Below are 23,213 nucleotides of genomic sequence, written 5' to 3'. Positions count from 1 at the left end.
TAATCAAACATGTTGATCAATGGTTCATTTTTCACTTCAGCTAAGATACTTTTGTCCCAGCCTCTTTTTATTTATTAACCGTTTTTCCTTCCCACTCTAACATACCGCCAACCATATTTGTTACTTTATATCCTTGTTCTTGAAGGTAGTAACATACGTTTTCACTGCGGCGGCCCGAACGGCAAATGAAAATATATTCTTTGTCTTTATCGAAATAATCCACATTACCTGGAATATCATTCATACGAATGTGTTTAGCAGTGGGAATCATTCCTTCTGCTACTTCTTCATCTTCGCGCACATCAACTAAATGAAGTTCTTCTCCATTTTCAACGCGTTTTTGAAGTTCTTCAGGCGTAATTACTTTTACTTCTTCCATCTTCGTCATTCCTCTCTATTCTTTCATTCAGCTTGCTATCGCTATTGTAGCAAATTCAAATACCTTTATGCCACTAAATAAGAAAAGCTTAAGCAGCAGCCTGCCTAAGCTTTTCCAATCGTAGTTAAAGGTTTGACTAAGCGCCTGATGTCAACCCGAAAGGTGGACATCAGGCGCTTAGGTCTAGAACAGAACCCCTGACTAAAGAACTATCAAGGGTTCTGTTCTACATCAATACTTAATTAGCTACGATGTTTACTAATTTACCAGGCACAGCAATCACTTTGCGCACTGTCTTACCTTCAATGAACTCTTGAACATCTTCATTAGCCATTGCAATATCTTGAAGCTCTTCACGAGATGCCTCAGCAGGTACGTTTACTTTCGCACGTACTTTACCGTTAATTTGAACGACAATTTCCACTTCATCATCTACAAGTTTTGCTTCGTCAAACGCAGGCCAAGCCTCATACGAAATTGTATCTTCGTGACCTAGTTTGCTCCATAATTCCTCAGTCGTATGAGGACAAATTGGTGCTAATAGCTTCACAAATCCTTCTACGTATTGCTTTGGCAGCACGTCAACTTTGTATGCATCATTGATGAATACCATAAGCTGAGAGATACCTGTATTAAAACGGAGGCCTTCGTAATCTTCCGTTACTTTTTTCACCGTTTGGTGATACACGCGTTCAAGCGTAGTGTCATTGCTTTCTTGAACCTTGCTGCTTAATTCACCGTTATCGTCAACAAGTAAGCGCCATACACGATCTAAGAAACGGCGTGCACCATCAAGCCCTTTTGTTGACCAGGCGATTGACGCATCTAAAGGCCCCATGAACATTTCATAAAGGCGAAGCGTATCTGCACCGTGGCTTTCTACGATCTCGTCTGGGTTTACAACGTTACCTTTTGACTTACTCATTTTTTCGTTATTTTCTCCAAGAATCATACCTTGGTTAAACAGTTTTTGGAACGGCTCTTTTGTTGGAACTACGCCGATATCATATAAAAACTTATGCCAGAAACGAGCATATAATAAGTGAAGAACAGCGTGTTCAGCTCCACCGATATAAATATCAACCGGCAACCATTCTTTTAATTTATCTGCATCTGCTAACGCTTCACTGTTTGTTGGATCAATGTAGCGTAAGTAATACCAGCAGCTGCCTGCCCATTGAGGCATTGTATTTGTTTCGCGGCGCCCTTTTTTGCCTGTTTCCGGATCTACAACGTTCACCCAGTCATCAATGTTTGCTAACGGAGATTCACCTGTGCCTGACGGTTTGATTTCAGTCGTTTTTGGTAACACAAGCGGAAGTTGATCTTCAGGAACTGCAGTCGTTGTGCCGTCTTCCCAGTGAATAACAGGAATTGGTTCACCCCAGTAGCGCTGACGGCTGAATAACCAGTCACGCAGACGGTATGTTACTTGTTTTTCACCTTTTTCATTTGTTTGAAGCCACTGAATCATATTTGAAATTGCTTCTTCTTTATCTAAACCATTTAAGAAGTCTGAATTAACGTGCTCGCCGTCGCCTGTATAAGCTTCTTTTGAAACGTCTCCGCCCGCTACTACTTCTTTAATCGGCAGTTCAAATTTAACAGCAAATTCATAATCACGCTCATCATGAGCCGGAACAGCCATAATTGCACCTGTGCCATAGCTCATTAGAACATAGTCAGCAATCCAAATTGGCATTCTCTCGCCGTTTACAGGGTTAATTGCATAAGCACCAGTGAATACGCCAGTTTTGTCTTTAGCTAAGTCTGTACGTTCTAAATCGCTTTTGCTTTTAATTTGATCTAAATACGCTTCTACCGCTTCTTTTTGTTCGGCTGTTGTAATTTTTTCTACAAACGGATGTTCAGGTGCTAAAACGGCATACGTTGCCCCAAATAGCGTGTCAGGACGCGTTGTGAACACAGTAAATGTGTCGTCGTATCCATCGATTGTGAAGTGCACGTGAGCTCCTTCAGAGCGGCCAATCCAGTTGCGCTGCATTTCTTTAATACTTTCTGGCCAATCAAGCTCATCTAAATCTTCTAGTAAACGATCTGCATAAGCGGTGATTTTAAGCATCCACTGCTTCATTGGACGACGCTCAACCGGATGTCCCCCACGCTCACTTTTGCCGTCAATAACTTCTTCGTTCGCAAGTACCGTTCCTAGAGCAGGACACCAGTTAACAGCTACTTCATCCACATAAGCTAAGCCGTTTTTATATAGCTGTAAGAAAATCCACTGCGTCCATTTGTAGTAGTTTGGATCAGTTGTATTAATTTCTCGCTCCCAATCGTAAGAGAAACCTAACGATTTGATTTGACGACGGAAATTATTAATGTTAAGTTCAGTGAATTCAGCCGGGTCGTTTCCTGTATCTAATGCATACTGTTCAGCAGGTAGTCCGAATGCATCCCATCCCATCGGATGAAGTACATTGTATCCTTGCATACGCTTCATACGAGATAAAATATCCGTTGCTGTATAACCTTCTGGATGCCCAACGTGTAAACCAGCGCCAGATGGATAAGGGAACATATCTAATGCGTAAAATTTACGCTTTCCTTCATCTTCTGTTGTTCTAAATGTTTTATTTTCTTCCCAAACTTTTTGCCATTTTTGTTCGATCTTTTCATGATTAAAAGCCATACATAATCCTCCTTGTACGCTCCAGCTGTATTTAATTAAACTAAAAAACCCCTCATCCCTCAAACAAAGGGACGAGAGGTTGAATAAACTTCCCGCGGTACCACCCAAATTAGCACAATTATGTACTCACTCATTTTCCTTAACGCGGATAGACGGCAAATGTTACTTTACTTCACATTTACAACTCCAAGGTGAGTTCATGAACGCTCGTTTGCTGACTCGCACCACCCGTCAGCTCTCTTAGCTCGCTTCGTTCACTACTATTCCTTATCATAGTTTTTACATCATACTACCTTGTATTGTAAATAATATGTTCGTAAACTGCAAGTTGTTCAAGGGATTTTGTAAAAGTTTCTGCAATGCAGCACTGCTTTATTGCTAAATCCTCTCTTTCATTCTTATATATGAACAACTTCTCCCAAAAACATACATCGACGGCCAAACAAAAAAGGGATTGAGACATAATTAAATCAATCCAATTTAAAGACGAACAAATAGAATAAATGCGCTAGTATGAATCTCTTGGTTACACCGCTGTTGATTTCCGTGCAAGACTTCTCTTTCCGCTGGCAGCCGATGAGCCTCCTCGTTGCTTACACTCATGCGGGGTCTCACCTATTTCAGAAGTCTTTGTCTTGCCCTCCACTCCGCAGCTAGAAGCACCTAAACAAATGAAATCTACGTTCACCATAAACATGAAAAGATCCGAACGATTCATCGTTCGGATCTTCCTTCAACTAAAATACTTTTATCCCAGCCCCTGCTTTCTTTAGCTGCTATTATTAAATGCCAAATCCAAAAGAAAACAGGATGATCGCAAGTACAAGACCAACAAGCGGCACAATCACCGTCATTGCTGCAACTGATCCATACGCATCTTTATGAGTTTCTCCGCAAATAGAATTAATGGTTGTTACGACATAACCATTATGAGGCAAGGAATCTAGTACTCCAGAGGAAATAGCTACTACGCGATGGAGAGCTTCTGGATTTACACCAGCATCTAGATAGTGAGGTGCTAAAATTGGCAAAGCAATCGCCTGACCTCCTGAAGCCGAACCTGTCATCCCCGCGATAACACTCACGGCAATAGCTCCTCCGATCAACGGACTTCCTGGAATATGCGTCATGGCATCTACAGCCACTCCAAACGCGGGAACAGCCTTAGCAACTCCTCCAAAACCTACGACAGCGGCTGTATTCCCAATAGCAATTAACGCACCCAGCGTTCCTTCTGAAGCTGCATTCCAAAATCCTTTAAAATGCTTTCGGTTCACAATATAAGTGACAATGATCCCGCTTAAAAGTGCGACAATCAGCGCAGATTGCTGAAGTGGCTTATGAAGTGCAAAAGAAATAATGAGCACGACCACAAGCGGAAGCAAACTTAATAAAGGATTAGGAAGAGACTGATTTTCCGTTACTACTGGATCTTTCTCGCGTGATATAAAACGCTCTCCATTTTTAACTGCTTTTGAAATCAAGCGCTTTAACCACCAGTAGCCGAATACAGCCATCACTACTGCTACAACTAAACTAACTTCCCATCCTGCATACGGACTCGTCTTCAAATATTCAATTGGAATCCAGTTTTGGATTTCAGGCGACCCAGCCGAGGTCATCGTAAACGTAACCGAACCAAATGCTAAAGCAGCAGGAATAAACCGCCTCGGCAAATCGGCTTGTTTGAATAAGCTCAAAGCCATTGGATAGACAGAGAATGCTACTACAAACAAACTGACTCCTCCGTATGTCAAGACCGCACAGGCAAGTACAATCGCCAACACTGCTCTTTTCATTCCTAGTTTACTGACAATCCAGCGGGAAACACTATCAGCAGCCCCGCTGTCTTCCATCACTTTTCCAAAGACGGCGCCCAATAGAAACATTAAATACCAAGAAGCAATAAATCCTGTGAAACCAGACATGTAATTTCCAACAAAATTTGCTTCCCCTTCTTTCACCAGCTGTGGAAATAAAGGCATTCCGCTTGTTAACGCAACAACTAAAGCACTGAGCGGACCTGCTATAAATAAATTCATGCCTCTCATCGTTAATACAATGAGCAGCAATAATCCTCCAATTAATCCAATCATACTAAGCATGTTTAGCCCCCCATGAAGTCATATAATTAGAAAACGCTTACATGTTTACAGGTATATACTCCTTCCTTTGCTTGTCACGACCCTTACTATATTATTAAAGGAATACTGAAGACATTCCTACGTTTATTAAGCAGTCAAAAATAAAACCATCTCTATTTATTTAGAGATGGTTAACGAACGCTGACGTTTTTCTTTTAATTTATAATCGTATATCCATGTTGTACACATGCTGAATAGCAATAGCCCAATTAATAAATAGCACAGCGTAGACATATTAAACGCATCGAAAATAACGCCTCCAAAGAGAGGACCAATCATTTTACCTGCAGTAGCCATGCTGTTAACTACACCTTGATAAAATCCTTCTTTTCCAGATGGTGCCAATTGACTTGCAACAGCTGGAATGGCTGGCCAAACGAACATTTCTCCAATTGTCAACACAACCATGGCTGTTAAGAACTGCGGAAATGTTGTAGCATTCACCACGATAACAAAAGAAGCCACAAAAATAACCGTTCCAATTAGGACTTGTACTTTTAATGTTTTTGCTACTTTTTGAATGATGGGTACAATCAAAGGCTGACCGACTACAATTAAAATCCCGTTAATCGTCCAAAGCAAACTGTAGCTAGAAAGAGGTATATTCAGCTCACGCGTATGCGTAGCAATCGTTGTTTGCCACTGAACATACGCCACCCAGCATAAGACATACCCCGTACATAAAATAAGAAGAGCAGTCAGCTTCGTTTTATGCCCAATGCTCCCAGCTTCATTAAGGACATTCGTTTGCCCAACTGTAACCGAAATATGGCGATATGAAAAAATAGCAATAAGCAGAAAAATAACGTATAAAATTGTATTAGCTAAGAAAATATACGTAAATGAATAAGACGCTACAATGCCTCCTACCGCGGCGCCAATAGCTACTCCTGCATTTTGAGCAACGTACATCGCATTAAATGCTTTTCTTCCGCCCTGTGGCCAAACGGACCCTGCCATTGCATACATAGATGGAAACACAATACCAGATCCAAACCCTACAACAACCAAGAGAACAACGTATGTAGGCCAACCATGGAAAAACACGAGTCCCACTAATGCAATAAGAGTAATAATAATTCCTGATAAAATGGATTTATATCCTCCGATTTTGTCAAAAAGCGTTCCTCCAAGCAAATTTCCTACTACGCTTGCAGCAGAATTCAGCATAAGAACCACTCCTGCGACGGACAACGACTTTCCTAAATGTTCATTTATATAAATTGTATTGAGAGGCCATAAAAATGAAGCTCCCGTTACGTTTACAAGCATACCAATAATCAAAAACCAAAGTGATTTAGGCATTGATCTCCCCCCTATCTATTCGAATGCCAACGTACATTCTAGTCTTTTCTTAAAGGGTTCGCAATGCTTTTACATATAGACAATTTATTTAAAATTCGCTGACTATTTAAAAAGGTGATTTCACATGACAATATCATGCAAAACCACCTTTTTATCGCTTACTTTTGCTTCGAACGAACCGGCTGTGCACGCTTGCTGTTTCGTGCTTTTAATTCTTTTACCGGATCAAAATCTTTTCCTAGCTCAATGTCATTGCTGTTGATCCCGTTTTTTGTTTTTTGTTCCGGATTATTTTGATTTGAACGCGTTGCCATAAAATCCTCTCCTTAATGCTGAGTTGTGATCAATTTATTTTGCAGCTGCTGAACTTGCAGGCGCATGCGATATAGCTGCTCTCTCTGCTGTGCATTTGCACTGTGAGAAAACTCTTCAATTTCTTTATAAGCATTTTCTAATTTTTCCTGTGCTTTTGTATACTCAGTGTCGTTATAATGTTCTTGCTTCATGCCTTCCTGCAACTGGCCTTGACCAAAGCGAATAGCATCTTCACACTGTTGCATAAGTTGATCCACTGCTTGACGAGTTGTCATTCTCTATTCCTCCTATTCGTTCATTTCTGTCTTATTTTGCGCAACTTTACTTCTCTTTACGACAAGAAGAACCTGTTAAATATAAGCATCCTTAAATTTGTTTGGCACTTTTTCACGTTTTTGATACAATTTGTTGATGTATATTGCATGTAAAAAGGAGGTTGCTGATTTGAGTCAGACAAACCCATTTCCGTATAAATCTGAAAACAAACGTTATCACACCTGGAATTACCACTTACGTAACCACTTTGGCCATAAGGTATTTAAAGTAGCCTTAGATGGAGGATTTGATTGTCCAAACAGAGACGGCACGGTAGCTCACGGCGGCTGTACGTTTTGCAGTGCTGCCGGCTCAGGGGATTTTGCCGGAAACAGAGCGGATGACCTCGTGACACAATTTAATGAAATCCGTGAAAAAATGCATCATAAGTGGAAAGACGGAAAATACGTTGCTTACTTTCAAGCATTTACTAATACTCATGCTCCTGTCGAGGAGCTTCGTGAAAAATATGAAGCCGTCTTAAAGCTTCCCGGAGTTGTTGGGCTTTCTATCGCCACGCGCCCTGACTGTCTCCCCGACGATGTGGTGGAATACTTGGCTGAATTAAATGAACGAACTTATCTATGGGTAGAACTTGGACTGCAAACTGTTCATGAACGAACTTCACTGCTTATTAACCGGGCACACGATCATCAATGCTATGTAGATGGAGTAGCAAAGCTTCGAAAACACGGTATTCGCGTTTGTTCTCACATCATTAATGGTTTGCCTTTAGAAACACCTGATATGATGATGGAAACCGTACGTGAAGTAGCAAAATTAGACGTTCAAGGAATCAAGATTCATCTGCTTCATTTACTAAAAGGAACTCCTATGGTCAAACAGTATGAAAAGGGCCTTGTTGAATTTCTTTCATTTGAAGAATACGTAAAGCTTGTATGCGATCAGCTCGAAGTAATCCCTCCTGAGATGATTGTTCATCGTATTACAGGCGATGGACCGATAGACCTCATGGTTGGACCGATGTGGAGCGTAAATAAGTGGAGCGTATTAAATGCCATTGATCAAGAGCTTCAACGTCGTCAAAGCTATCAAGGAAAATATTACGAAAAAGAGTTGATGGAAAGATGAAAATAGAACGTATCCTGCCTTTTGCCCGCACATTGCTCACTAATGCTGTGGCCCAAGGAGATGTCGCGATTGATGCCACAGCAGGAAATGGACATGATACATTGTTCTTAGCTAACTTAGTCGGAGACACAGGTCATGTATATGGATTTGATATTCAACCTCAAGCCATTCAAGCAACTCAACAGCGATTGACAGAATACCATGTAGAAAACAGAGTAACACTTATCCAAGAAAGCCACAGCAATATAAACATGCTTCCTCGTTCTATTAAAGGACGAGTCACGGGCGCTGTCTTTAATTTAGGTTATTTACCAGGTGGAGATAAAGACATTGTCACCACTTCTGAAACAACAATCTCTGCAATTGAGCAGTTACTTGATTTGCTAGCACCTGAAGGAGTGATTGTGCTCGTTATTTATCATGGACACGAACAAGGGAAACAAGAAAGAGACGATTTACTAACGCATGTCCAAAATCTTGATCAAAAAGACGTTCACGTTTTACAATATCGTTTCATGAATCAGCAAAACAACCCTCCCTTCATCATTGCTATTGAAAAAAGATAAGCCGCATATGGCTTATCTTTTTAACATTCGGTACAAGCGTCCGTTGATATAGAAAAAGTAGCTGAGGGCTCCCCCCGCTTTTATTAACCTACGTGCATTCACATGAACATGTTTTTGTGCCCGCACTTTTTGATCCGACAAATAAACGCCCAAGAGTCCTTTATAGATAAAGCAGTGAAAGTGATAATCCGGCAGTTTTTTAGCATATTCGTCCGCTTTTACGACAAAATGCAAAAAGCGATCCATCATTTGCTGATAATGAGGATAATAAAAACAAAAGTTCAAATCTCCTCCTGCTTTATCTTCTTCTTGGTCAATTAAATAATCGAGTAAAATATGTAAGCCTTGAATATAAGGAAAATATCCTGCTTTTATTTTCTGCGTCATTTCTTCGGTCATCTCTTCTTGAAAGCTATAGGCAACTAAACAAAAAATTCCTAACGTTGAACCAGAGCACGCTGAAAATTCATACCACTCCATTTCAGGAACACTGTGCCGGTGAGCATCGAACCAATTCTCTAATCGTGGAACTCTTTCCTTGATTTCAACATGCTTATGTATTTGCAAATCACAATAATAATTAGCTAGTTCTAATAAATGTGAAGAGACTATATGGTAATTACAAGCTTTTCGCAAGGACTGCTGACAAGTCTGGACAAGTCCGGCTAAGTATCCTCCGTCGTCTTTATCCGCTCGAAAACGATAGTAATCTCCAAGAGGTGCATGAGGAGTCAACGCATCTGGCATCGATTCATGCAAGGCGGCAAAATCTTTAGGGTCTAGCGAATTGCTGCGGTCACATAAGTTATCTAAGTAATCGCTGATTGTTTGATAGGCAACAATAAATTTCACGCATTCAATCATGTTTTCTTTCGCTAAAATCGATAGGATACCGCCTCCTTCACAATGAAAAGTTTTTGTATCGATACTTGCCAATGCTTGAGTACGCAATTCTTTATTAGGAATCTCTTTTGCTCGTTCACGCCAATGATTAAGCTCATGATGAACGACAGGAAACACTTCTCGATAAATTTTTCTCATTAATGAAATAGGATGAGACGGAATCTTCATTTATTTTCACCTCAATTTCTTACCGCACTTATTAAATGTGAAGATCGACAAAACTTTTCGCATATGTAAAAACGTATTCTCTTTCAGGCTCATTAAAGATTTCGTGATACAGCTGAGACCATTCTTTGTAGATTTTTTCACTTAGCTCTATTTCATCAAACCACTGCCTAACAATCAGCTTTTCAATAATTTTATCTTCTCCTGCCTGCATCACAAGAAGCGGGACATCAGGCAAACGATCGATATCTTTAAAAGCTAAGTTGACAGCTTGGATCAATTCCCGGTACCATCTTACAGAAACTTTTGTAACATACAGTGAGTCATTTTCATCTTCATCTCGAACTTCTTGGTTTCTTGTTGCTTTTTCAACAGTGAGACCTAAATCAAAAAGTTTGTTCGGCATGACTTTATTTAACCCTTTAGATAGCATATCTAAATAAGCCGGTACTTGCTCTTTTAATCCTAAACAAGGAGAGGAAAGAATCGCACCCCATATAGGGAGGTTTTTTGTCTGGAGCGTACGAATAACCGCTAGTCCTCCCATACTGTGACCTAACAGGAAAATAGGCAAATCATATTTTTGCGCTTCACGTACCCATTCTTCCACTTCATACACATATTCATCAAAGGATAGGATATGTCCTCTTCTTCTTGTTGTTAAGCCTTGGCCAGGAAGGTCTCCCATAATTACGTGCATTCCAACCGAACGCCACATCTCAATCAGCCAGCGATAGCGTCCGTGATGCTCCGCTGCTCCATGGACCATGACAATAACGCCTTTTGGATTTACTGCTTCCCATTTATGCATTTGAGTTACTCCTTCTTCCTTTTTTTGTTTACCTGCTTAAAAAACCTTTGTACACTTACATTAGAAGATTTACTACTTTTTTTCAACTAATAAAGGGAGATGATTTGATGATTTATCCGTATAAAGAAAAAATGCCTACCATTGCACCCAGCTGCTTCATCGCAGACTATGTCACGATTACTGGAGATGTCACCATTGGTGAAGAAAGCAGCATTTGGTTTAACACTGTTATTAGGGGAGATGTTTCACCTACGATTATTGGTAAACGAGTAAATATACAAGATCAATCAACACTCCATCAAAGCCCAAATGCTCCTTTGCTTATTGAGGATGATGTAACAGTAGGACATCAAGTTATTTTACATAGCTCCATCATCCGCAAACGCGCGCTCATTGGCATGGGTTCTATTATTTTAGACGGTGCGGAAATTGGTGAAGGTGCTGTTATAGGTGCTGGAAGCTTAGTGCCTCCCGGTAAAAAAATACCGCCTAATACTCTCGCACTCGGCCGACCTGCTAAAGTGATCCGCACTCTGACAGAAGAGGATTTAAAAGATATGCAGCGCATTCGTACAGAATATGTAGAAAAAGGGCAGTATTATAAGTCTATTAAGAAATCTGATTCTTCATTATAAAGGAAACGTTCCCTCAGAAAGTCATACTGAGGGAATTTTTTTAGTATCTCCACAAACTCTCCAATCATGTTCTATTCTCTCCACAATTGTAAAGAAATTTCCATATTAATTTACATCGTTTTAGTACTGCCTCCACAATTAAAGATTAAACTGAATAATAAAGACGTATTTATTGAAAAGGGAGCGACTCTATGAAAGCCAAGTTAATTCAGTATGTATACGATGCCGAATGCCGATTATTCAAAAGCGTAAACCAACATTTTGATCGAAAGCACTTAAATAGATTTTTACGTTTACTCACTCACGCCGGCGGAGCCACGTTTACCATTGTGATAGCGTGCTTGCTGTTATTTCTTCATCCTTCATCCGTCGCTTACGCTTGTGCGTTTTCTCTAGCCGTTAGTCATATTCCTGTCGCCATTGCTAAAAAACTATATCCGAGAAAACGACCTTATATTCAATTAAAACATACAAAAGTATTAGAAAATCCATTAAAAGATCATTCATTTCCATCTGGGCATACAACAGCTATTTTTTCGTTGGTTACCCCTCTTATGATTGTTTATCCAGCCTTCGCTGCTGTTCTTTTGCCTCTTGCAGTAACGGTAGGGATTTCAAGAATTTATCTCGGTCTGCACTATCCGACGGATGTCATGGTAGGCCTGATACTGGGCATCTTTTCAGGTGCTGTTTCACTGAACATATTTTTAACTTAATTGATAGGAGGAGTACTAATGAGAATTGCTTTATTTACGGATACATTTGCTCCAGAAGTTAACGGAGCTGCTAAAACACTTTATCAATTTACTCAGTACGTCAAATCAAAGCAAATTCCCATCCAGGTATTTGCTCCTGAATTTGCTCATGATCAGTCATTTTCAACGTATGTTCACCGTTCGCCCAGCATGCCGTTTTTTCTTTATCCAAACAGCCGCTTTTCATTGCCAAACGTTCTAAAAATTAAAAAGCAGCTGCAGGAATTCAATCCTTCTATTATTCATTTGGCCACTCCTTTTACAATGGGGCTTTGCGGCTCCTATTACGGGAAAAGATTAGGTGTTCCTCTTGTCGGCTCTTATCATACCAATTTTGATGATTATTTATCTCACTATGAACTTGAAAAAATGCGTGTACCACTACAAAAATATATGAAATGGTTTTATAAACCTGTACAAAAAATATTCGCTCCCTCTGAAGTGACCAAACAGCAGCTAGAAGAACAAGGGTTTCACAACGTAGCTATTTGGTCGCGAGGAGTAAATCATAAATTATTTCATCCCCACTATGACCGCTTTGATATTCGTATTAAATATAATATTAAAAAGCCCTACATTTTAACGTATGTAGGAAGATTAGCTAAAGAAAAGAACGCTGATTTTTTAATAAAAATCGCACGATCTCTACCGGATCATATCCGGCATCAAATTCACTGGGTTATTGTAGGAGACGGCCCTTTAAAAGAACAAATGCACCAGCAAGCATCTGAGCATATGACATTTACAGGCTTCCTTGAAGGTAAGCAACTTGCTCATATCTATTCATCATCTGATTTGTTTGTTTTTCCTTCAGAAACAGAAACCTTCGGAAATGTTGTACTGGAGTCTCTTGCTTCTGGAACTCCTGTAGTGGCAGCAAATGCAGGAGGAGTTAAACAGATGGTTCAGCACGGGCGAAACGGCTACCTTTGCAAACCTCACTCCTTAGAAGAATTCAGTTCGGCTATTACAGATTTACTCGATGATTTGCATCAGCGGCTTCACTTTGGCCATGCAGCGAGGCAATACGCTCTTACTCAATCATGGGACGCCATTTTTCAGCATTTGCTTTCAGAATATGAAGTTGTCGTAGAAAAATCTGCTGCAGGTATTCAATGGGCATAAAAAAAATCTCCGTTTTCACGGAGATTTTTTTATTATTTAGCTAAAGCTTGAGTTTTTAATGCTTCCGCTTTGTCTGTGAACTCCCAAGGAAGCTCCACGTCCGTACGACCAAAGTGGCCGTAAGCTGCTGTTTGCTTATAAATTGGGCGACGTAAATCAAGCATTTTAATGATGCCTGCTGGACGTAGGTCAAAGTTTTTGCGTACTACGTCTACTAGTACTTCTTCAGAAACTTTTCCTGTACCGAATGTATCAATTGAAATAGATACTGGTTGTGCAACACCAATTGCATATGCTAGTTGTACTTCACATTTATCAGCAAGATCAGCTGCTACAATGTTTTTCGCAACATAACGAGCTGCATAAGCTGCTGAACGGTCTACTTTTGTTGCGTCCTTACCAGAGAATGCACCGCCGCCGTGACGAGCATATCCGCCGTAAGTATCAACAATAATTTTACGACCAGTTAAACCAGCATCTCCTTGAGGACCGCCGATTACGAAACGTCCTGTTGGGTTAATGAAATACTTTGTATTTTCATCAATTAACTCGTTTGGAACAACTGGATTAATAACATATTCTTTTAAGTTACGTTGAATTTGCTCTAACGTTACTTCTGGGTGATGCTGAGTTGAAATAACAATTGTATCGATGCGAACAGGTTTGTTGTTTTCATCATATTCAACTGTTACTTGTGTTTTACCATCCGGGCGAAGGTAAGGAAGAATTTCTTCTTTACGTACTTCTGTTAGACGGCGAGCAAGTTTATGAGCTAATGAAATTGGAAGAGGCATTAATTCTTTTGTTTCATTACATGCATAACCAAACATTAACCCTTGGTCTCCAGCTCCGATTGCTTCGATTTCTTCATCTGACATTTGACCTTCACGTGCTTCTAACGCTTGGTCTACACCAGCAGCGATATCAGCTGACTGCTCGTCGATAGATGTTAATACTGCACAAGTTTCAGCATCAAATCCGTATTTTGCACGAGTATAGCCAATTCCTTTAATTGTTTCACGAACTGTTTTAGGAATATCCACGTAAGTAGAAGTTGTAATTTCACCACTTACTAAAACTAAACCAGTTGTTACGCTTGTTTCACAAGCAACACGAGCATTTGGATCCTTTGCTAGGATAGCATCAAGAATTGAGTCAGAAATTTGGTCACAAATTTTATCGGGATGTCCCTCTGTAACAGATTCTGACGTGAACAGACGACGTTGTGTTGACATCAGTTTTCCTCCTTATAAATACGATACATTGTGATACGGTACTCATTCCCTTATTTTCATTACACGTTAAAAAATATAAAAAAACCTTTCCTTGTATCGAGGAAAGGTATCAAATTCTACATAAGCCTTTCACTCTTATCGATCAAGGTTGTGCCCTTGCATCAGGTTAGCACCTTATCGTCTACACAAAAAAATGACGATGGTTGCTGGGTTTCATAGGGCCTGTCCCTCCACCAGCTCGGGATAAGAGAGTATCCGTTCAAGGACATATAATACATGAAAAAGCGCTTCACTGTCAACAACATTCAAATGGAAATCATCTCTTTATGTTTGAATCTGTTTTAATGTAACATACTCAAATTACGAAATAGTACACCTTATTAAGAATCATCACTAAGTTTAGTTAATAAGACAGATCAAAATGAGGATTTCACTTAAAACAGCTTCACTTTTTTCGCTCCTAGCACATATACATGTGTCTAAAATAGGTATAACGTACATTTTTTTATAATACACAAACATTTTTAGTTAAATAGTATAGAATAATTAAATAAATGTGTTATACTAATTATAAATTTCAAACATTAATGAATAAATAATAGCTAAAAAAGGAAGGTAGTGCACATGAGTACTGTTGATATGTCTATCGAATTAAATGGTTTGCTTCAATTAAAAACAACAAAACACCAATTATCTGTTCCACAACTTGTTGAAAAAATTCTAGCTCGACGCGAAGGAACGCTGACTTCTACAGGTGCTGTGTCAGTCGAAACCGGAAAATATACAGGTCGCTCTCCTTTAGATAAATTTATTGTAAGCGATGCTGTGTCTTCAAAAACGGTTGAATGGGGACCTGTCAATCAGCCAATTTCTGCTCAGCGATTCGATGCGCTATACAAAAAAGTCTTAACTCACTTAAAGAAGCAGGATGAACTTTTTGTTTTTAATGGATATGCTGGAGCTGATAAAAAGTATCAGTTACCAATTCAAGTAGTTAATGAATTTGCATGGCACAACCTATTCGCTCAGCAGTTATTCATTCGCCCTTCAGCCGAACAAAAAACAAATGATGATGTGAAGCCGTTTACAATTGTAGCAGCTCCAACGTTCAAAGCTGATCCTGAAACAGACGGGACGAACTCTGAAACCTTCATTATTCTTTCGTTAGAGCGACGTATTGTGCTAATTGGAGGAACTGAATACGCTGGTGAAATGAAAAAATCTATTTTCTCAGTGATGAACTTCTTGCTTCCTCAAAACAATATTCTATCCATGCACTGTTCTGCTAACGTAGGAGAAGAAGGTGACGTTGCATTATTCTTTGGTTTATCTGGAACGGGTAAAACAACGCTTTCTGCTGATGCAAACCGTCGTTTAATCGGAGATGACGAGCACGGTTGGTCAAGCTCTGGTGTATTTAATATTGAAGGAGGATGCTACGCGAAGTGCATTCAGCTTTCCGAAGAAAAAGAACCGCAAATTTTCAATGCAATTCGCTTCGGCGCCGTACTGGAAAATGTAGTGTTAAATCAAAATACGAAAGTAGCAGATTATAATGATAATAGTTTAACAGAGAATACTCGTGCCGCTTATTCAATTGACTCTATTGATAATACAGTATTACCAAGCGTTGCTGGGCACCCTACAGCTATTGTCTTTTTAACTGCCGATGCTTTTGGCGTCTTGCCTCCAATCAGCAAGCTTACAAAAGAACAAGCGATGTACCATTTTCTGAGCGGATACACTAGTAAGTTAGCTGGAACAGAGCGCGGCGTAACATCGCCACAGGCTACTTTCTCTACATGCTTTGGTGAGCCTTTCTTACCTCTTGCTCCAACAACTTATGCAGAAATGCTAGGAAAGAAAATCGATGAACATAATGTAAATGTCTACCTTGTAAATACTGGATGGACCGGCGGTGAATACGGCGTGGGAGAACGAATGAAGTTAAGTTACACTCGAGCTATGGTTCAAGCAGCCCTTGAAGGAGAACTAGCTAATACCGAAACAGTAACAGACGCTATTTTTGGTTTATCGATTCCAACTCATGTTCCGGGCGTTCCTGATGAAGTGCTTCAGCCTTCTAAAGCATGGAACGATGCAACAGCTTATAATCAAAAGGCAACTGAGCTTGCTGCTAAATTCAAAGCTAATTTCAAGCGTTTTAACGATGTAGCATCTGACATTTCAACATTAGGCGGACCTAGGGTCTAATAAAAAACCGATCGTCTTAGAGACGATCGGTTTTTTAATTAGTCGAATGTAATTTTGTCAGTTCATATGTGACAATGGTTTTTTCCTGTTCCATTTCTACCTTACGCACAATAGCAGTTCCAATACATTCTCCAGTTTTCGTTTTGTGAATGTTTAATGGAATATCTAACGGATACAAGCGATATCCTTTTTTCTCAATTTGAAAAATGTTATCCGTTACACGCTTTTCGTTGCCTTTTGTCACAATCATTGTATTTAATTCTAGCGGCATCCCCATTTTTTCTCACTCCTCACTGTTATTCTACTTGTTTTCTCTATCGTAGCATATCTTTTATTGCGCTTTCATCCACTTCGTTAACTTCTTCACCGTTTCTCGGTTTTCTTTTGGTGGAAAAGCATGTGGAAAGTTTTCGAAATACCAGCTGGTAACTTTTTTATTGGACTTCTTTAGTTTAGATTCGAGCTGATAGGAATGATCAATCGATACGTTTTTATCTTCTAAACCATGAATAAGCAAGACCGGCGGCTCGACGAGATGAGCACGGTGCAAAGGTGTCCTCCATTCGTATCTTTCAGGATATTTAGAAGGAGTTCCTCCAATCACCCGCTTCATCATTCTTCTTAAATCTTCTCTTTCTTCATATGTCAGCACCATATCCGTGACGCCTCCCCATAACACAAGAGAGCGGCTGTCGTTTTTTTCAATGGCTGTGAGTAAAGCCATCACTCCCCCTCTTGAAAACCCAAAAATATGAATGCGGTCACGGTAGACGTTAGGGAGCTGTTTCAGTAAATCGTAAGCAGCAAAAGCATCGTAACGATCATCTCCTGCAAAATCTTCGTTTCCTTCGCCTCCTTGATTTCCCCTATAGAACGGAGCCATCACAATAAAACCTTGAGAAGCAAATTGAATAAGTCGAGCAGGACGAACCGTTCCTACGTTCTTAATACCTCCTCTTAAGTATAAAAAGCCGTCATACATTCCTTTTTCTTTTGGCTCTGCGAGCATTCCTTTAATCTTAAGCCCTTGACATGCATATGTAATCACCCACAGCGCCACACGAGGGTTTGATGATGGGAAACGCTGTTTATGAAGAATTGTTCCATCTTTCATTTTTTTCCTCCATTCTTTATATAACTAGCCTGCTTTCTCCCGCTAAGGTGTACTTTCAATTGTTGGCTAATACTTCTTTGATTTTACACATAGTTATATAGGCACTCACCTTCTTCTACTTTCTTACATACATTATCATAAAATATTTTATTCTTTTAAGGAGGTTTGCTTTATGAAACCAATCAAATGGCTTTTTTCTTTGCTTGCTATTATGATTTTACTCATTCCACTAATTAGCTGCAGCAAAACAACATCTGTACAAACGGTTCGTGTCGGCGAAGTAACTCGCTCTATCTTTTATGCTCCCCAGTACGTTGCTATTTCAAAAGGCTTTTTTGAAGAAGAAGGACTAAAGGTAGATTTAAAAACAACGTGGGGCGGAGATAAGACAATGACGTCACTTTTATCTGACGGCATCGACGTCGCCTTAGTCGGCTCGGAAACTTCAATCTACGTATATGCACAGGGGTCTAGTGATCCCGTCATCAACTTTGCACAACTAACCCAAACCGACGGAACATTTCTAGTAGCGCGTAAAAAAGTCGATCACTTCTCATGGGATCAGCTTAAAGGCAAAACGTTTCTTGGTCAACGTAAAGGCGGTATGCCGCAAATGGTAGGGGAATATGTGTTGAAACAGCATAATATTGACCCTAAAAAAGATGTAAAACTCGTTCAAAACATTGATTTTGCTAACGTTGCGAATGCTTTTGCTTCTGGTACTGGAGATTACGTTCAATTATTTGAGCCAACGGCTAGTATTTTAGAGCAACAAGGAAAAGGACATATCGTTGCTTCCTTCGGAAAAGAATCAGGAACAGTTCCTTATACAACATTTATGGCCAAAGAAAGCTATTTAAAAAATAACCCTGAAGCGGCAGCTAAATTTACTCGAGCTATTTACAAAGCACAAAAATGGGTGAATACACATAGCTCAGATGAAATTGCTGAAGTGGTTGCACCGTATTTTGAAGATACACCTAAAGACACGCTAAAAACCGTGATTGACCGCTATAAATCCCAAAAATCTTTTGCAACTAACCCTTTATTAGATCAAAAAGAGTGGGATCATTTACAAAAAATCATGGATGAATCTGGAGAACTTCCAAGACACATCGACCACAACAAGCTAGTCAACACAAAATTCGCAAAAGATGCAATGAGTGAGTAATATGACAAAACTTCACATTCAAGATGTTCAGCATATGTATCTTACGACAAAGTCTGCTACCACTGCACTTGAACATATTAATTTGTCTATTGAAGAAGGAGAATTTGTTTCCTTTCTCGGCCCAAGCGGATGTGGAAAAACGACGCTTCTATCGATTATTGCAGGCTTGATTGAACCAACGTCCGGCTCTGTCACAATAGACGGTGAAAATATCGGAACATCAGTCCCAAACATCGGTTATATGCTTCAACAAGATTATTTGTTTCCGTGGAAAACTATTAAAGAAAATATTTTACTTGGGCTTGAAATTCGCGGACAGCTAACAGATAAAACAGAGAGTAAAGCACTGTTACTCCTAAAAGAAATTGGTCTACAGGGCGTAGATGACCTATATCCACACCAGTTATCCGGAGGCATGAGACAACGCGTCGCTTTAGTCCGAACACTTGCCATTGACCCCGCTATTTTACTCTTGGATGAACCTTTTTCAGCACTTGATTTTCAAACAAAACTCAAGCTTGAAGAACTTGTTTCCAAAACGCTGATGACTTATCAAAAAACGGCTGTTTTGGTCACGCACGATATCGGCGAAGCCATTGCTATGAGCAGCCGAATCTTTTTATTCTCAGCCAAGCCGGGAAAAATTGCAAAAACATTCACGGTTCCTTCTATTTTACGAACCCTTTCTCCGTTTGAAGCACGACAGCATCCTGTCTATAACGATTTATTTATGGACATATGGAAGGAGCTTGATCAACTTGAAACCCACTAGCTCCCTAGATACTCTTCACGAAAGCTACCTTCGCAAGGTTCGAGGCGAAAAACGATTAGTACTGAGCGTGCAGCTGGTAATTTTCTTAGCCTTTTTTAGCTTCTGGGAACTGGCTTCTCGTTTAAAGTGGATTGACCCTTTAATTTTCAGTTCCCCTACTAAAGTATGGAATTTATTTCTAATTAAACTTACCGACGGCTCGCTGGCAGAACATATTGGTTTTACATTATTTGAAACGGTTCTCGGCTTCATTCTAGGCACATTACTAGGTATTTTACTTGCAACGGCCCTTTGGTATTCAACTAGGCTTGCACATATATTAGATCCTTACCTCGTTATTTTAAACGCCATGCCTAAAGTAGCGCTGGGCCCTATTTTAATTGTAGCAATAGGGCCAGGATTTTTCTCAATTTTAACGATGGGAGCAATTATATCTGTTATCATTACATCCATCGTCGTTTACACAGCCTTTAAAGAAGTTGATCCAAACTATATCAAATTACTAAAAAGCTTCGGGGCAACGAAAACCCGTTGTTTTAAAGAAGCTATTCTTCCAGCTTCCATGCCTGCCATTATTTCCACATTTAAAGTAAATGTCGGCTTATCTTGGGTAGGCGTCATCGTAGGAGAATTTTTAGTTTCTTCAAAAGGGCTTGGATATATGATTATTTATGGTTTCCAAGTCTTCAACTTTACTCTTGTTCTTCTCAGCTTATTATTAATTGCCATTTTCGCTACGATTATGTACCAAGGCGTTGCTTATTTAGAAAAGAAATTGATCCGACGCTCATAAAAAATCCCCCCGTACAAACGGGGGGATTTTTATTAATACGATGCTTTTACAAAAATGTTCGCTTTACATATTTCATTACATATTGTAAAACATTATCTTTCATGATGAAGCTGTATGCATCATCTTGTTGAATGCCCGAAGGTAGTTGATCAATCATTACGGGACCATCTGTTTCCATGTAGTCTTCTTTTTTAATTACATTTCCAATAGTAGCAAAATAAATATTTTTAATAATGGTCTTTCCTTTACTTACTACTTTGTACTGACCAATATAAGTCAAAGAAGAGACTTCTCCGCCTGTTTCTTCAAATACTTCTCGAACCGCTGCTTCTTCTGGTACTTCATTGCCTTCTAGTTTTCCTCCGGGAAATTCTAAACCTCGTTTTGAGTGATTCGTTAGCAACCATTGATTTTCATACCTGCATACGACCCAAACATGACGTGGAGTTTTCGAGAATGGATTTTTTTCAAATGATAAAAATACTTGATTATGATATGCATCCTTAAATGTGTACATGGTCGACTCAAACTCCATTTGATTTTTCCCTTATTTTATCATACATTACGGCCATACCTGATAAGAAAAGTATGCTCGTACTTTTTTTATTTGCTTTTTACCCTTTATTCCATTCTATCTGAAGATAAAATATTCATCTGTTTGATATGTGATTTTGTTTCATCGTCTCCCAGCTTATAAAGCATGGCATATATGTCAACTGTTGTTTTATCGTACATATCATTTTGAGAATCATGATGATACTCCAGATACGGAATATGTGATCGCCAAAAGCTTGACCAATCGCTTGAAGCGCGCTGATCTAAATAGGTTCTCAGCTGCTCCACTTCTTCATCTGTTGCTTCAATGGCATAATTCCAGTCTGAAGCAGTATTTGACTGATTGATTTCCCCTGAACTCAGAGATACATAATATTTTTTTGTCATGAAAGATATTCAGCTCCTTCTTTCTAGTGCCAACTTATCTTTCTTATTTGTATCTTATTCTTTTTTTATACACTCTAAGATTTAAAGCGGTCTTTTAAAATCGCTATTGCTTTTTTTAACGGCTCTGGAATCGGAACCCCTACAATTCTTGCGTTTTCTGTAATTGAAATCATTTCGTTTAAAATATAGAATAAAATAGCTCCATCTCGAATAATATGACCGTTTTCCCAAAATACAGAATCGATAAAGTTTGCTACAGCAATCATGGCAAAAATAAAAATCTTTTTGGCAATTCCTTTAAAACCTACTTTGCTAGATAAACGTTTATTTATAAAAGCTGCAATCGTGCCTGTCAAATAATCCATTGTCACTAATGCTACTAAAGCCATTAGTAAATAGTCCCACTCTCCAAATAAAAAAAAAGCCAGTGAACCTAAACTTGAGATTATCAAGACAGAAAGCTTCTGCATATCCACTTTTTTCACCCTTTCAGCAGTCATATCCCTACAGTATATGCCGGTGAAAAAAAAGTGTTCGTCCATCTTATCATAAAAAAACCTGCGATTACTCGCAGGTTTTAATCACTTGCCTAGGAATGATTTTAACATCCACGTATGCTTTTCTAAGCTTTGATGAATGGCTAACAGCATGTCTCCTGTTGTTTCGTCGCCCGCTTCACCGGCTGCGTCCATTCCTTCTTTTAATTCAGCAGTTAGCGTATCAAAATCGCTTACTAAAGAAGCAACCATATCTTTAGCCGTTTCGCTTCCATCCGCTTCTTTAATAGAAGAAAGTTCTAACGATTCTTTCATTGTTGCCACAGGTTTTCCTTCTAATGCTAAAAGGCGTTCTGCAAGGTCATCAATAATTGTAGCTGTTTCCGTATACAGCTCTTCAAACTTTTCATGAAGAGTGAAGAATTGTTCACCTTTTACGTACCAGTGAAAGTTATGAAGTTTTATGTACATTACACTAAAATTCGCTACTTGTTTATTAACGATTTCATTTACATTTACTGCCATGTTTTTCGCTCCTTTGTGAACTCTTTGTATAATATAGTTGTACCCTTTTTTAGTTGATTAAAACATTTTTTTCATAAAAAGAGACATTTCCCTTTCTTTAGACTTAGAGAAACTTCTTCATCTTTTTTCAAATAAAATAAGCAGCCCAGCGGACTGCTTATTTTTAGCCAAATACTTTTTCTAAATCTTCTTTGTCCTGTTCTAGCCAGAACTTCATCAAGCGTTTTGCTCCTTCTAAATCGTGAAGTTTCGCTTGGCCGCACTGCTTTTCATTTGCTGCTGGAATTTCAGTAATGTTAATTGCATCTTTTAACGTATCGTCTAACAAATCAATAATTTCACGTACAGTCGGCTCACCGCTCACTACTAAGTAGTACCCTGTTTGACATCCCATAGGCGAAATATCAATAATATCAAAGTGATCGTATTTTTCTACATGAGTACGAATATTAAAAGCTAATAAATGCTCTAGCGTATGAATAACGTCCGGCTTCATTGCTTGTTTGTTTGGCTGGCAAAAACGAATATCAAATTTATTTACAACGCCGTCGCTTCCCACTTTGTGAACACCGCAGTGTCTTACGTAAGGTGCTTTAACCGCATTATGATCTAGCTCAAAACTTTCTACTGATGGCATAATACCACTCCTTTTTTCTTCTTTCACCTATCATAACATGCAATTCCGATATATTTCATCCATTTAATAACCTTTATTTCTTTTAGTTGCTTTTTATTCCTTCTATCCCTTATAGTATGAGCAAACACGAAAGAAAGAACGTGATAATAA

26 protein-coding genes, 1 riboswitch and 1 other annotated feature are annotated in these 23,213 nt (G+C 39.2%); of the genes, 9 read left to right on the top strand and 17 right to left on the bottom strand.

What is annotated here, in order from left to right; genetic code table 11:
• Nucleotides 1-67 precede the first annotated feature (67 nt).
• The 7 genes from ACFX4W_RS16105 to ACFX4W_RS16075 form a co-directional block, all read right to left on the bottom strand.
• Nucleotides 68-379 (bottom strand): rhodanese-like domain-containing protein, encoded by a 312-nt coding sequence (locus ACFX4W_RS16105; protein WP_013085250.1) that lies wholly within the window; start codon nt 377-379, stop codon nt 68-70.
• 238 nt (nt 380-617) lie between these two features.
• Nucleotides 618-3,032 (bottom strand): leucine--tRNA ligase, encoded by a 2,415-nt coding sequence (gene leuS, locus ACFX4W_RS16100; RefSeq protein ID WP_322552462.1) that lies wholly within the window; start codon nt 3,030-3,032, stop codon nt 618-620.
• Between the two features lie 64 nt (nt 3,033-3,096).
• Nucleotides 3,097-3,315, bottom strand: a binding site (T-box leader).
• A 243-nt stretch (nt 3,316-3,558) separates the two neighbouring features.
• The gene (locus ACFX4W_RS16095) at nt 3,559-3,750 is read right to left on the bottom strand and encodes a hypothetical protein (protein ID WP_034276835.1); all 192 of its coding nucleotides are present in this window, start codon (nt 3,748-3,750) and stop codon (nt 3,559-3,561) included.
• 64 nt (nt 3,751-3,814) lie between these two features.
• A complete protein-coding gene (locus ACFX4W_RS16090; RefSeq protein WP_050688647.1) occupies nt 3,815-5,137 on the bottom strand; it encodes a GntP family permease in 1,323 nt (440 codons plus the stop codon).
• Nucleotides 5,138-5,293: 156 nt separating this feature from the next.
• On the bottom strand, nt 5,294-6,481 hold the full coding sequence (locus ACFX4W_RS16085; protein ID WP_029319939.1) for an MDR family MFS transporter: 1,188 nt from the start codon (nt 6,479-6,481) through the stop codon (nt 5,294-5,296).
• A gap of 158 nt (nt 6,482-6,639) precedes the next feature.
• Nucleotides 6,640-6,795: a hypothetical protein gene (locus ACFX4W_RS16080; RefSeq protein WP_013059527.1), complete on the bottom strand. Its 156-nt coding sequence runs from the start codon at nt 6,793-6,795 to the stop codon at nt 6,640-6,642.
• A 12-nt stretch (nt 6,796-6,807) separates the two neighbouring features.
• Nucleotides 6,808-7,071 (bottom strand): YtzC family protein, encoded by a 264-nt coding sequence (locus ACFX4W_RS16075; RefSeq protein ID WP_013059528.1) that lies wholly within the window; start codon nt 7,069-7,071, stop codon nt 6,808-6,810.
• Nucleotides 7,072-7,240: 169 nt separating this feature from the next.
• Between ACFX4W_RS16075 and mnmL the strand changes: the two genes are divergently transcribed.
• Complete coding sequence (gene mnmL, locus ACFX4W_RS16070) at nt 7,241-8,203, top strand: tRNA modification radical SAM protein MnmL/YtqA (RefSeq protein WP_043975908.1); 963 nt, start codon at nt 7,241-7,243, stop codon at nt 8,201-8,203.
• Complete coding sequence (gene mnmM / locus ACFX4W_RS16065) at nt 8,200-8,769, top strand: tRNA 5-(aminomethyl)-2-thiouridylate-methyltransferase MnmM (RefSeq protein ID WP_043975906.1); 570 nt, start codon at nt 8,200-8,202, stop codon at nt 8,767-8,769. The genes mnmL and mnmM overlap by 4 nt, the downstream gene beginning before the upstream one ends.
• A 12-nt stretch (nt 8,770-8,781) precedes the next feature.
• Here mnmM and ACFX4W_RS16060 read toward each other — a convergent pair whose 3' ends face one another.
• Nucleotides 8,782-9,840: a tetraprenyl-beta-curcumene synthase family protein gene (locus ACFX4W_RS16060; protein WP_013059531.1), complete on the bottom strand. Its 1,059-nt coding sequence runs from the start codon at nt 9,838-9,840 to the stop codon at nt 8,782-8,784.
• 31 nt (nt 9,841-9,871) lie between these two features.
• Nucleotides 9,872-10,648, bottom strand: coding sequence for an alpha/beta fold hydrolase (locus tag ACFX4W_RS16055; RefSeq protein WP_013059532.1), 777 nt, complete (start codon nt 10,646-10,648; stop codon nt 9,872-9,874).
• A gap of 107 nt (nt 10,649-10,755) precedes the next feature.
• Between ACFX4W_RS16055 and ACFX4W_RS16050 the strand changes: the two genes are divergently transcribed.
• The 3 genes from ACFX4W_RS16050 to ACFX4W_RS16040 all read left to right on the top strand — a co-directional run bounded on the left by ACFX4W_RS16050 (nt 10,756) and on the right by ACFX4W_RS16040 (nt 13,163).
• On the top strand, nt 10,756-11,283 hold the full coding sequence (locus tag ACFX4W_RS16050; protein ID WP_377559776.1) for a gamma carbonic anhydrase: 528 nt from the start codon (nt 10,756-10,758) through the stop codon (nt 11,281-11,283).
• 191 nt (nt 11,284-11,474) lie between these two features.
• A complete protein-coding gene (locus ACFX4W_RS16045; RefSeq protein WP_014457968.1) occupies nt 11,475-11,999 on the top strand; it encodes a phosphatase PAP2 family protein in 525 nt (174 codons plus the stop codon).
• 18 nt (nt 12,000-12,017) lie between these two features.
• Nucleotides 12,018-13,163, top strand: coding sequence for a glycosyltransferase family 4 protein (locus ACFX4W_RS16040; protein ID WP_098524606.1), 1,146 nt, complete (start codon nt 12,018-12,020; stop codon nt 13,161-13,163).
• A gap of 32 nt (nt 13,164-13,195) precedes the next feature.
• Here the strand turns inward: ACFX4W_RS16040 and metK are convergent, their stop codons facing one another.
• Nucleotides 13,196-14,398, bottom strand: coding sequence for a methionine adenosyltransferase (metK, locus tag ACFX4W_RS16035; RefSeq protein ID WP_013059536.1), 1,203 nt, complete (start codon nt 14,396-14,398; stop codon nt 13,196-13,198).
• 132 nt (nt 14,399-14,530) lie between these two features.
• A riboswitch (SAM riboswitch) is annotated at nt 14,531-14,648 on the bottom strand.
• 374 nt (nt 14,649-15,022) lie between these two features.
• On the opposite strand from metK, the gene pckA reads away from it, so the two are divergent.
• Nucleotides 15,023-16,612 carry a phosphoenolpyruvate carboxykinase (ATP) gene (gene pckA / locus ACFX4W_RS16030; protein WP_028411848.1) on the top strand — a complete coding sequence of 530 codons (1,590 nt, stop codon included), beginning with the start codon at nt 15,023-15,025 and terminating at the stop codon, nt 16,610-16,612.
• Nucleotides 16,613-16,646: 34 nt separating this feature from the next.
• Here pckA and ACFX4W_RS16025 read toward each other — a convergent pair whose 3' ends face one another.
• Together ACFX4W_RS16025 and ACFX4W_RS16020 are read right to left on the bottom strand one after the other, a co-directional pair.
• Nucleotides 16,647-16,889 (bottom strand): DUF2584 domain-containing protein, encoded by a 243-nt coding sequence (locus ACFX4W_RS16025; RefSeq protein WP_028410471.1) that lies wholly within the window; start codon nt 16,887-16,889, stop codon nt 16,647-16,649.
• A gap of 54 nt (nt 16,890-16,943) precedes the next feature.
• Nucleotides 16,944-17,726 carry an alpha/beta hydrolase family protein gene (locus tag ACFX4W_RS16020; protein ID WP_098331536.1) on the bottom strand — a complete coding sequence of 261 codons (783 nt, stop codon included), beginning with the start codon at nt 17,724-17,726 and terminating at the stop codon, nt 16,944-16,946.
• Nucleotides 17,727-17,898: 172 nt separating this feature from the next.
• Between ACFX4W_RS16020 and ACFX4W_RS16015 the strand changes: the two genes are divergently transcribed.
• From ACFX4W_RS16015 to ACFX4W_RS16005, 3 genes are read left to right on the top strand one after another with little or no spacing between them, the layout of a single operon-like run.
• Entirely contained in the window at nt 17,899-18,897 is a 999-nt protein-coding gene (locus ACFX4W_RS16015) for an ABC transporter substrate-binding protein (RefSeq protein WP_028410470.1), read from the top strand.
• 1 nt (nt 18,898) lies between these two features.
• Nucleotides 18,899-19,669 carry an ABC transporter ATP-binding protein gene (locus ACFX4W_RS16010; RefSeq protein ID WP_025750714.1) on the top strand — a complete coding sequence of 257 codons (771 nt, stop codon included), beginning with the start codon at nt 18,899-18,901 and terminating at the stop codon, nt 19,667-19,669.
• The gene (locus tag ACFX4W_RS16005) at nt 19,656-20,462 is read left to right on the top strand and encodes an ABC transporter permease (RefSeq protein ID WP_098331537.1); all 807 of its coding nucleotides are present in this window, start codon (nt 19,656-19,658) and stop codon (nt 20,460-20,462) included. Before ACFX4W_RS16010 ends, ACFX4W_RS16005 begins: the two co-directional genes overlap by 14 nt.
• Nucleotides 20,463-20,508: 46 nt before the next feature.
• Here the strand turns inward: ACFX4W_RS16005 and ytkD are convergent, their stop codons facing one another.
• The 5 genes from ytkD to ACFX4W_RS15980 form a co-directional block, all read right to left on the bottom strand.
• The gene (gene ytkD / locus ACFX4W_RS16000) at nt 20,509-20,979 is read right to left on the bottom strand and encodes an RNA deprotection pyrophosphohydrolase (RefSeq protein ID WP_028410468.1); all 471 of its coding nucleotides are present in this window, start codon (nt 20,977-20,979) and stop codon (nt 20,509-20,511) included.
• 104 nt (nt 20,980-21,083) lie between these two features.
• Entirely contained in the window at nt 21,084-21,404 is a 321-nt protein-coding gene (locus ACFX4W_RS15995) for a hypothetical protein (protein WP_028410467.1), read from the bottom strand.
• Nucleotides 21,405-21,478: 74 nt separating this feature from the next.
• On the bottom strand, nt 21,479-21,904 hold the full coding sequence (locus ACFX4W_RS15990) for a phage holin family protein (RefSeq protein ID WP_028410466.1): 426 nt from the start codon (nt 21,902-21,904) through the stop codon (nt 21,479-21,481).
• 81 nt (nt 21,905-21,985) lie between these two features.
• Entirely contained in the window at nt 21,986-22,426 is a 441-nt protein-coding gene (locus ACFX4W_RS15985) for a Dps family protein (protein WP_013085268.1), read from the bottom strand.
• Between the two features lie 163 nt (nt 22,427-22,589).
• A complete protein-coding gene (locus ACFX4W_RS15980; RefSeq protein ID WP_013059547.1) occupies nt 22,590-23,063 on the bottom strand; it encodes an S-ribosylhomocysteine lyase in 474 nt (157 codons plus the stop codon).
• Nucleotides 23,064-23,213: the final 150 nt, after the last annotated feature.

It is taken from the genome of Priestia sp. YIM B13489, from assembly GCF_042787645.1.
Taxonomy (GTDB): domain Bacteria; phylum Bacillota; class Bacilli; order Bacillales; family Bacillaceae_H; genus Priestia; species Priestia megaterium.
This window is presented reverse-complemented; position numbering and strand designations above follow the sequence as displayed.

Bases quoted from the DNA above. Each gene is read 5' to 3' on its own strand.
- ACFX4W_RS16085 (WP_029319939.1), bottom strand. From the start codon at position 6,481: ATGCCTAAATCACTTTGGTTTTTGATTATTGGTATGCTTGTAAACGTA.
- mnmM (WP_043975906.1), top strand. From the start codon at position 8,200: ATGAAAATAGAACGTATCCTGCCTTTTGCCCGCACATTGCTCACTAAT.
- leuS (WP_322552462.1), bottom strand. From the start codon at position 3,032: ATGGCTTTTAATCATGAAAAGATCGAACAAAAATGGCAAAAAGTTTGG.
- ACFX4W_RS16055 (WP_013059532.1), bottom strand. From the start codon at position 10,648: ATGCATAAATGGGAAGCAGTAAATCCAAAAGGCGTTATTGTCATGGTC.
- ytkD (WP_028410468.1), bottom strand. From the start codon at position 20,979: ATGTACACATTTAAGGATGCATATCATAATCAAGTATTTTTATCATTT.
- ACFX4W_RS16010 (WP_025750714.1), top strand. From the start codon at position 18,899: ATGACAAAACTTCACATTCAAGATGTTCAGCATATGTATCTTACGACA.
- ACFX4W_RS16025 (WP_028410471.1), bottom strand. From the start codon at position 16,889: ATGGGGATGCCGCTAGAATTAAATACAATGATTGTGACAAAAGGCAAC.
- ACFX4W_RS16020 (WP_098331536.1), bottom strand. From the start codon at position 17,726: ATGAAAGATGGAACAATTCTTCATAAACAGCGTTTCCCATCATCAAAC.
- ACFX4W_RS16105 (WP_013085250.1), bottom strand. From the start codon at position 379: ATGGAAGAAGTAAAAGTAATTACGCCTGAAGAACTTCAAAAACGCGTT.
- ACFX4W_RS16060 (WP_013059531.1), bottom strand. From the start codon at position 9,840: ATGAAGATTCCGTCTCATCCTATTTCATTAATGAGAAAAATTTATCGA.
- ACFX4W_RS16045 (WP_014457968.1), top strand. From the start codon at position 11,475: ATGAAAGCCAAGTTAATTCAGTATGTATACGATGCCGAATGCCGATTA.
- ACFX4W_RS16090 (WP_050688647.1), bottom strand. From the start codon at position 5,137: ATGCTTAGTATGATTGGATTAATTGGAGGATTATTGCTGCTCATTGTA.
- ACFX4W_RS15985 (WP_013085268.1), bottom strand. From the start codon at position 22,426: ATGGCAGTAAATGTAAATGAAATCGTTAATAAACAAGTAGCGAATTTT.
- pckA (WP_028411848.1), top strand. From the start codon at position 15,023: ATGAGTACTGTTGATATGTCTATCGAATTAAATGGTTTGCTTCAATTA.
- ACFX4W_RS16075 (WP_013059528.1), bottom strand. From the start codon at position 7,071: ATGACAACTCGTCAAGCAGTGGATCAACTTATGCAACAGTGTGAAGAT.
- metK (WP_013059536.1), bottom strand. From the start codon at position 14,398: ATGTCAACACAACGTCGTCTGTTCACGTCAGAATCTGTTACAGAGGGA.
- ACFX4W_RS15980 (WP_013059547.1), bottom strand. From the start codon at position 23,063: ATGCCATCAGTAGAAAGTTTTGAGCTAGATCATAATGCGGTTAAAGCA.
- ACFX4W_RS16095 (WP_034276835.1), bottom strand. From the start codon at position 3,750: ATGAATCGTTCGGATCTTTTCATGTTTATGGTGAACGTAGATTTCATT.
- ACFX4W_RS16050 (WP_377559776.1), top strand. From the start codon at position 10,756: ATGATTTATCCGTATAAAGAAAAAATGCCTACCATTGCACCCAGCTGC.
- ACFX4W_RS16015 (WP_028410470.1), top strand. From the start codon at position 17,899: ATGAAACCAATCAAATGGCTTTTTTCTTTGCTTGCTATTATGATTTTA.
- ACFX4W_RS15990 (WP_028410466.1), bottom strand. From the start codon at position 21,904: ATGACTGCTGAAAGGGTGAAAAAAGTGGATATGCAGAAGCTTTCTGTC.
- ACFX4W_RS16040 (WP_098524606.1), top strand. From the start codon at position 12,018: ATGAGAATTGCTTTATTTACGGATACATTTGCTCCAGAAGTTAACGGA.
- ACFX4W_RS15995 (WP_028410467.1), bottom strand. From the start codon at position 21,404: ATGACAAAAAAATATTATGTATCTCTGAGTTCAGGGGAAATCAATCAG.
- ACFX4W_RS16080 (WP_013059527.1), bottom strand. From the start codon at position 6,795: ATGGCAACGCGTTCAAATCAAAATAATCCGGAACAAAAAACAAAAAAC.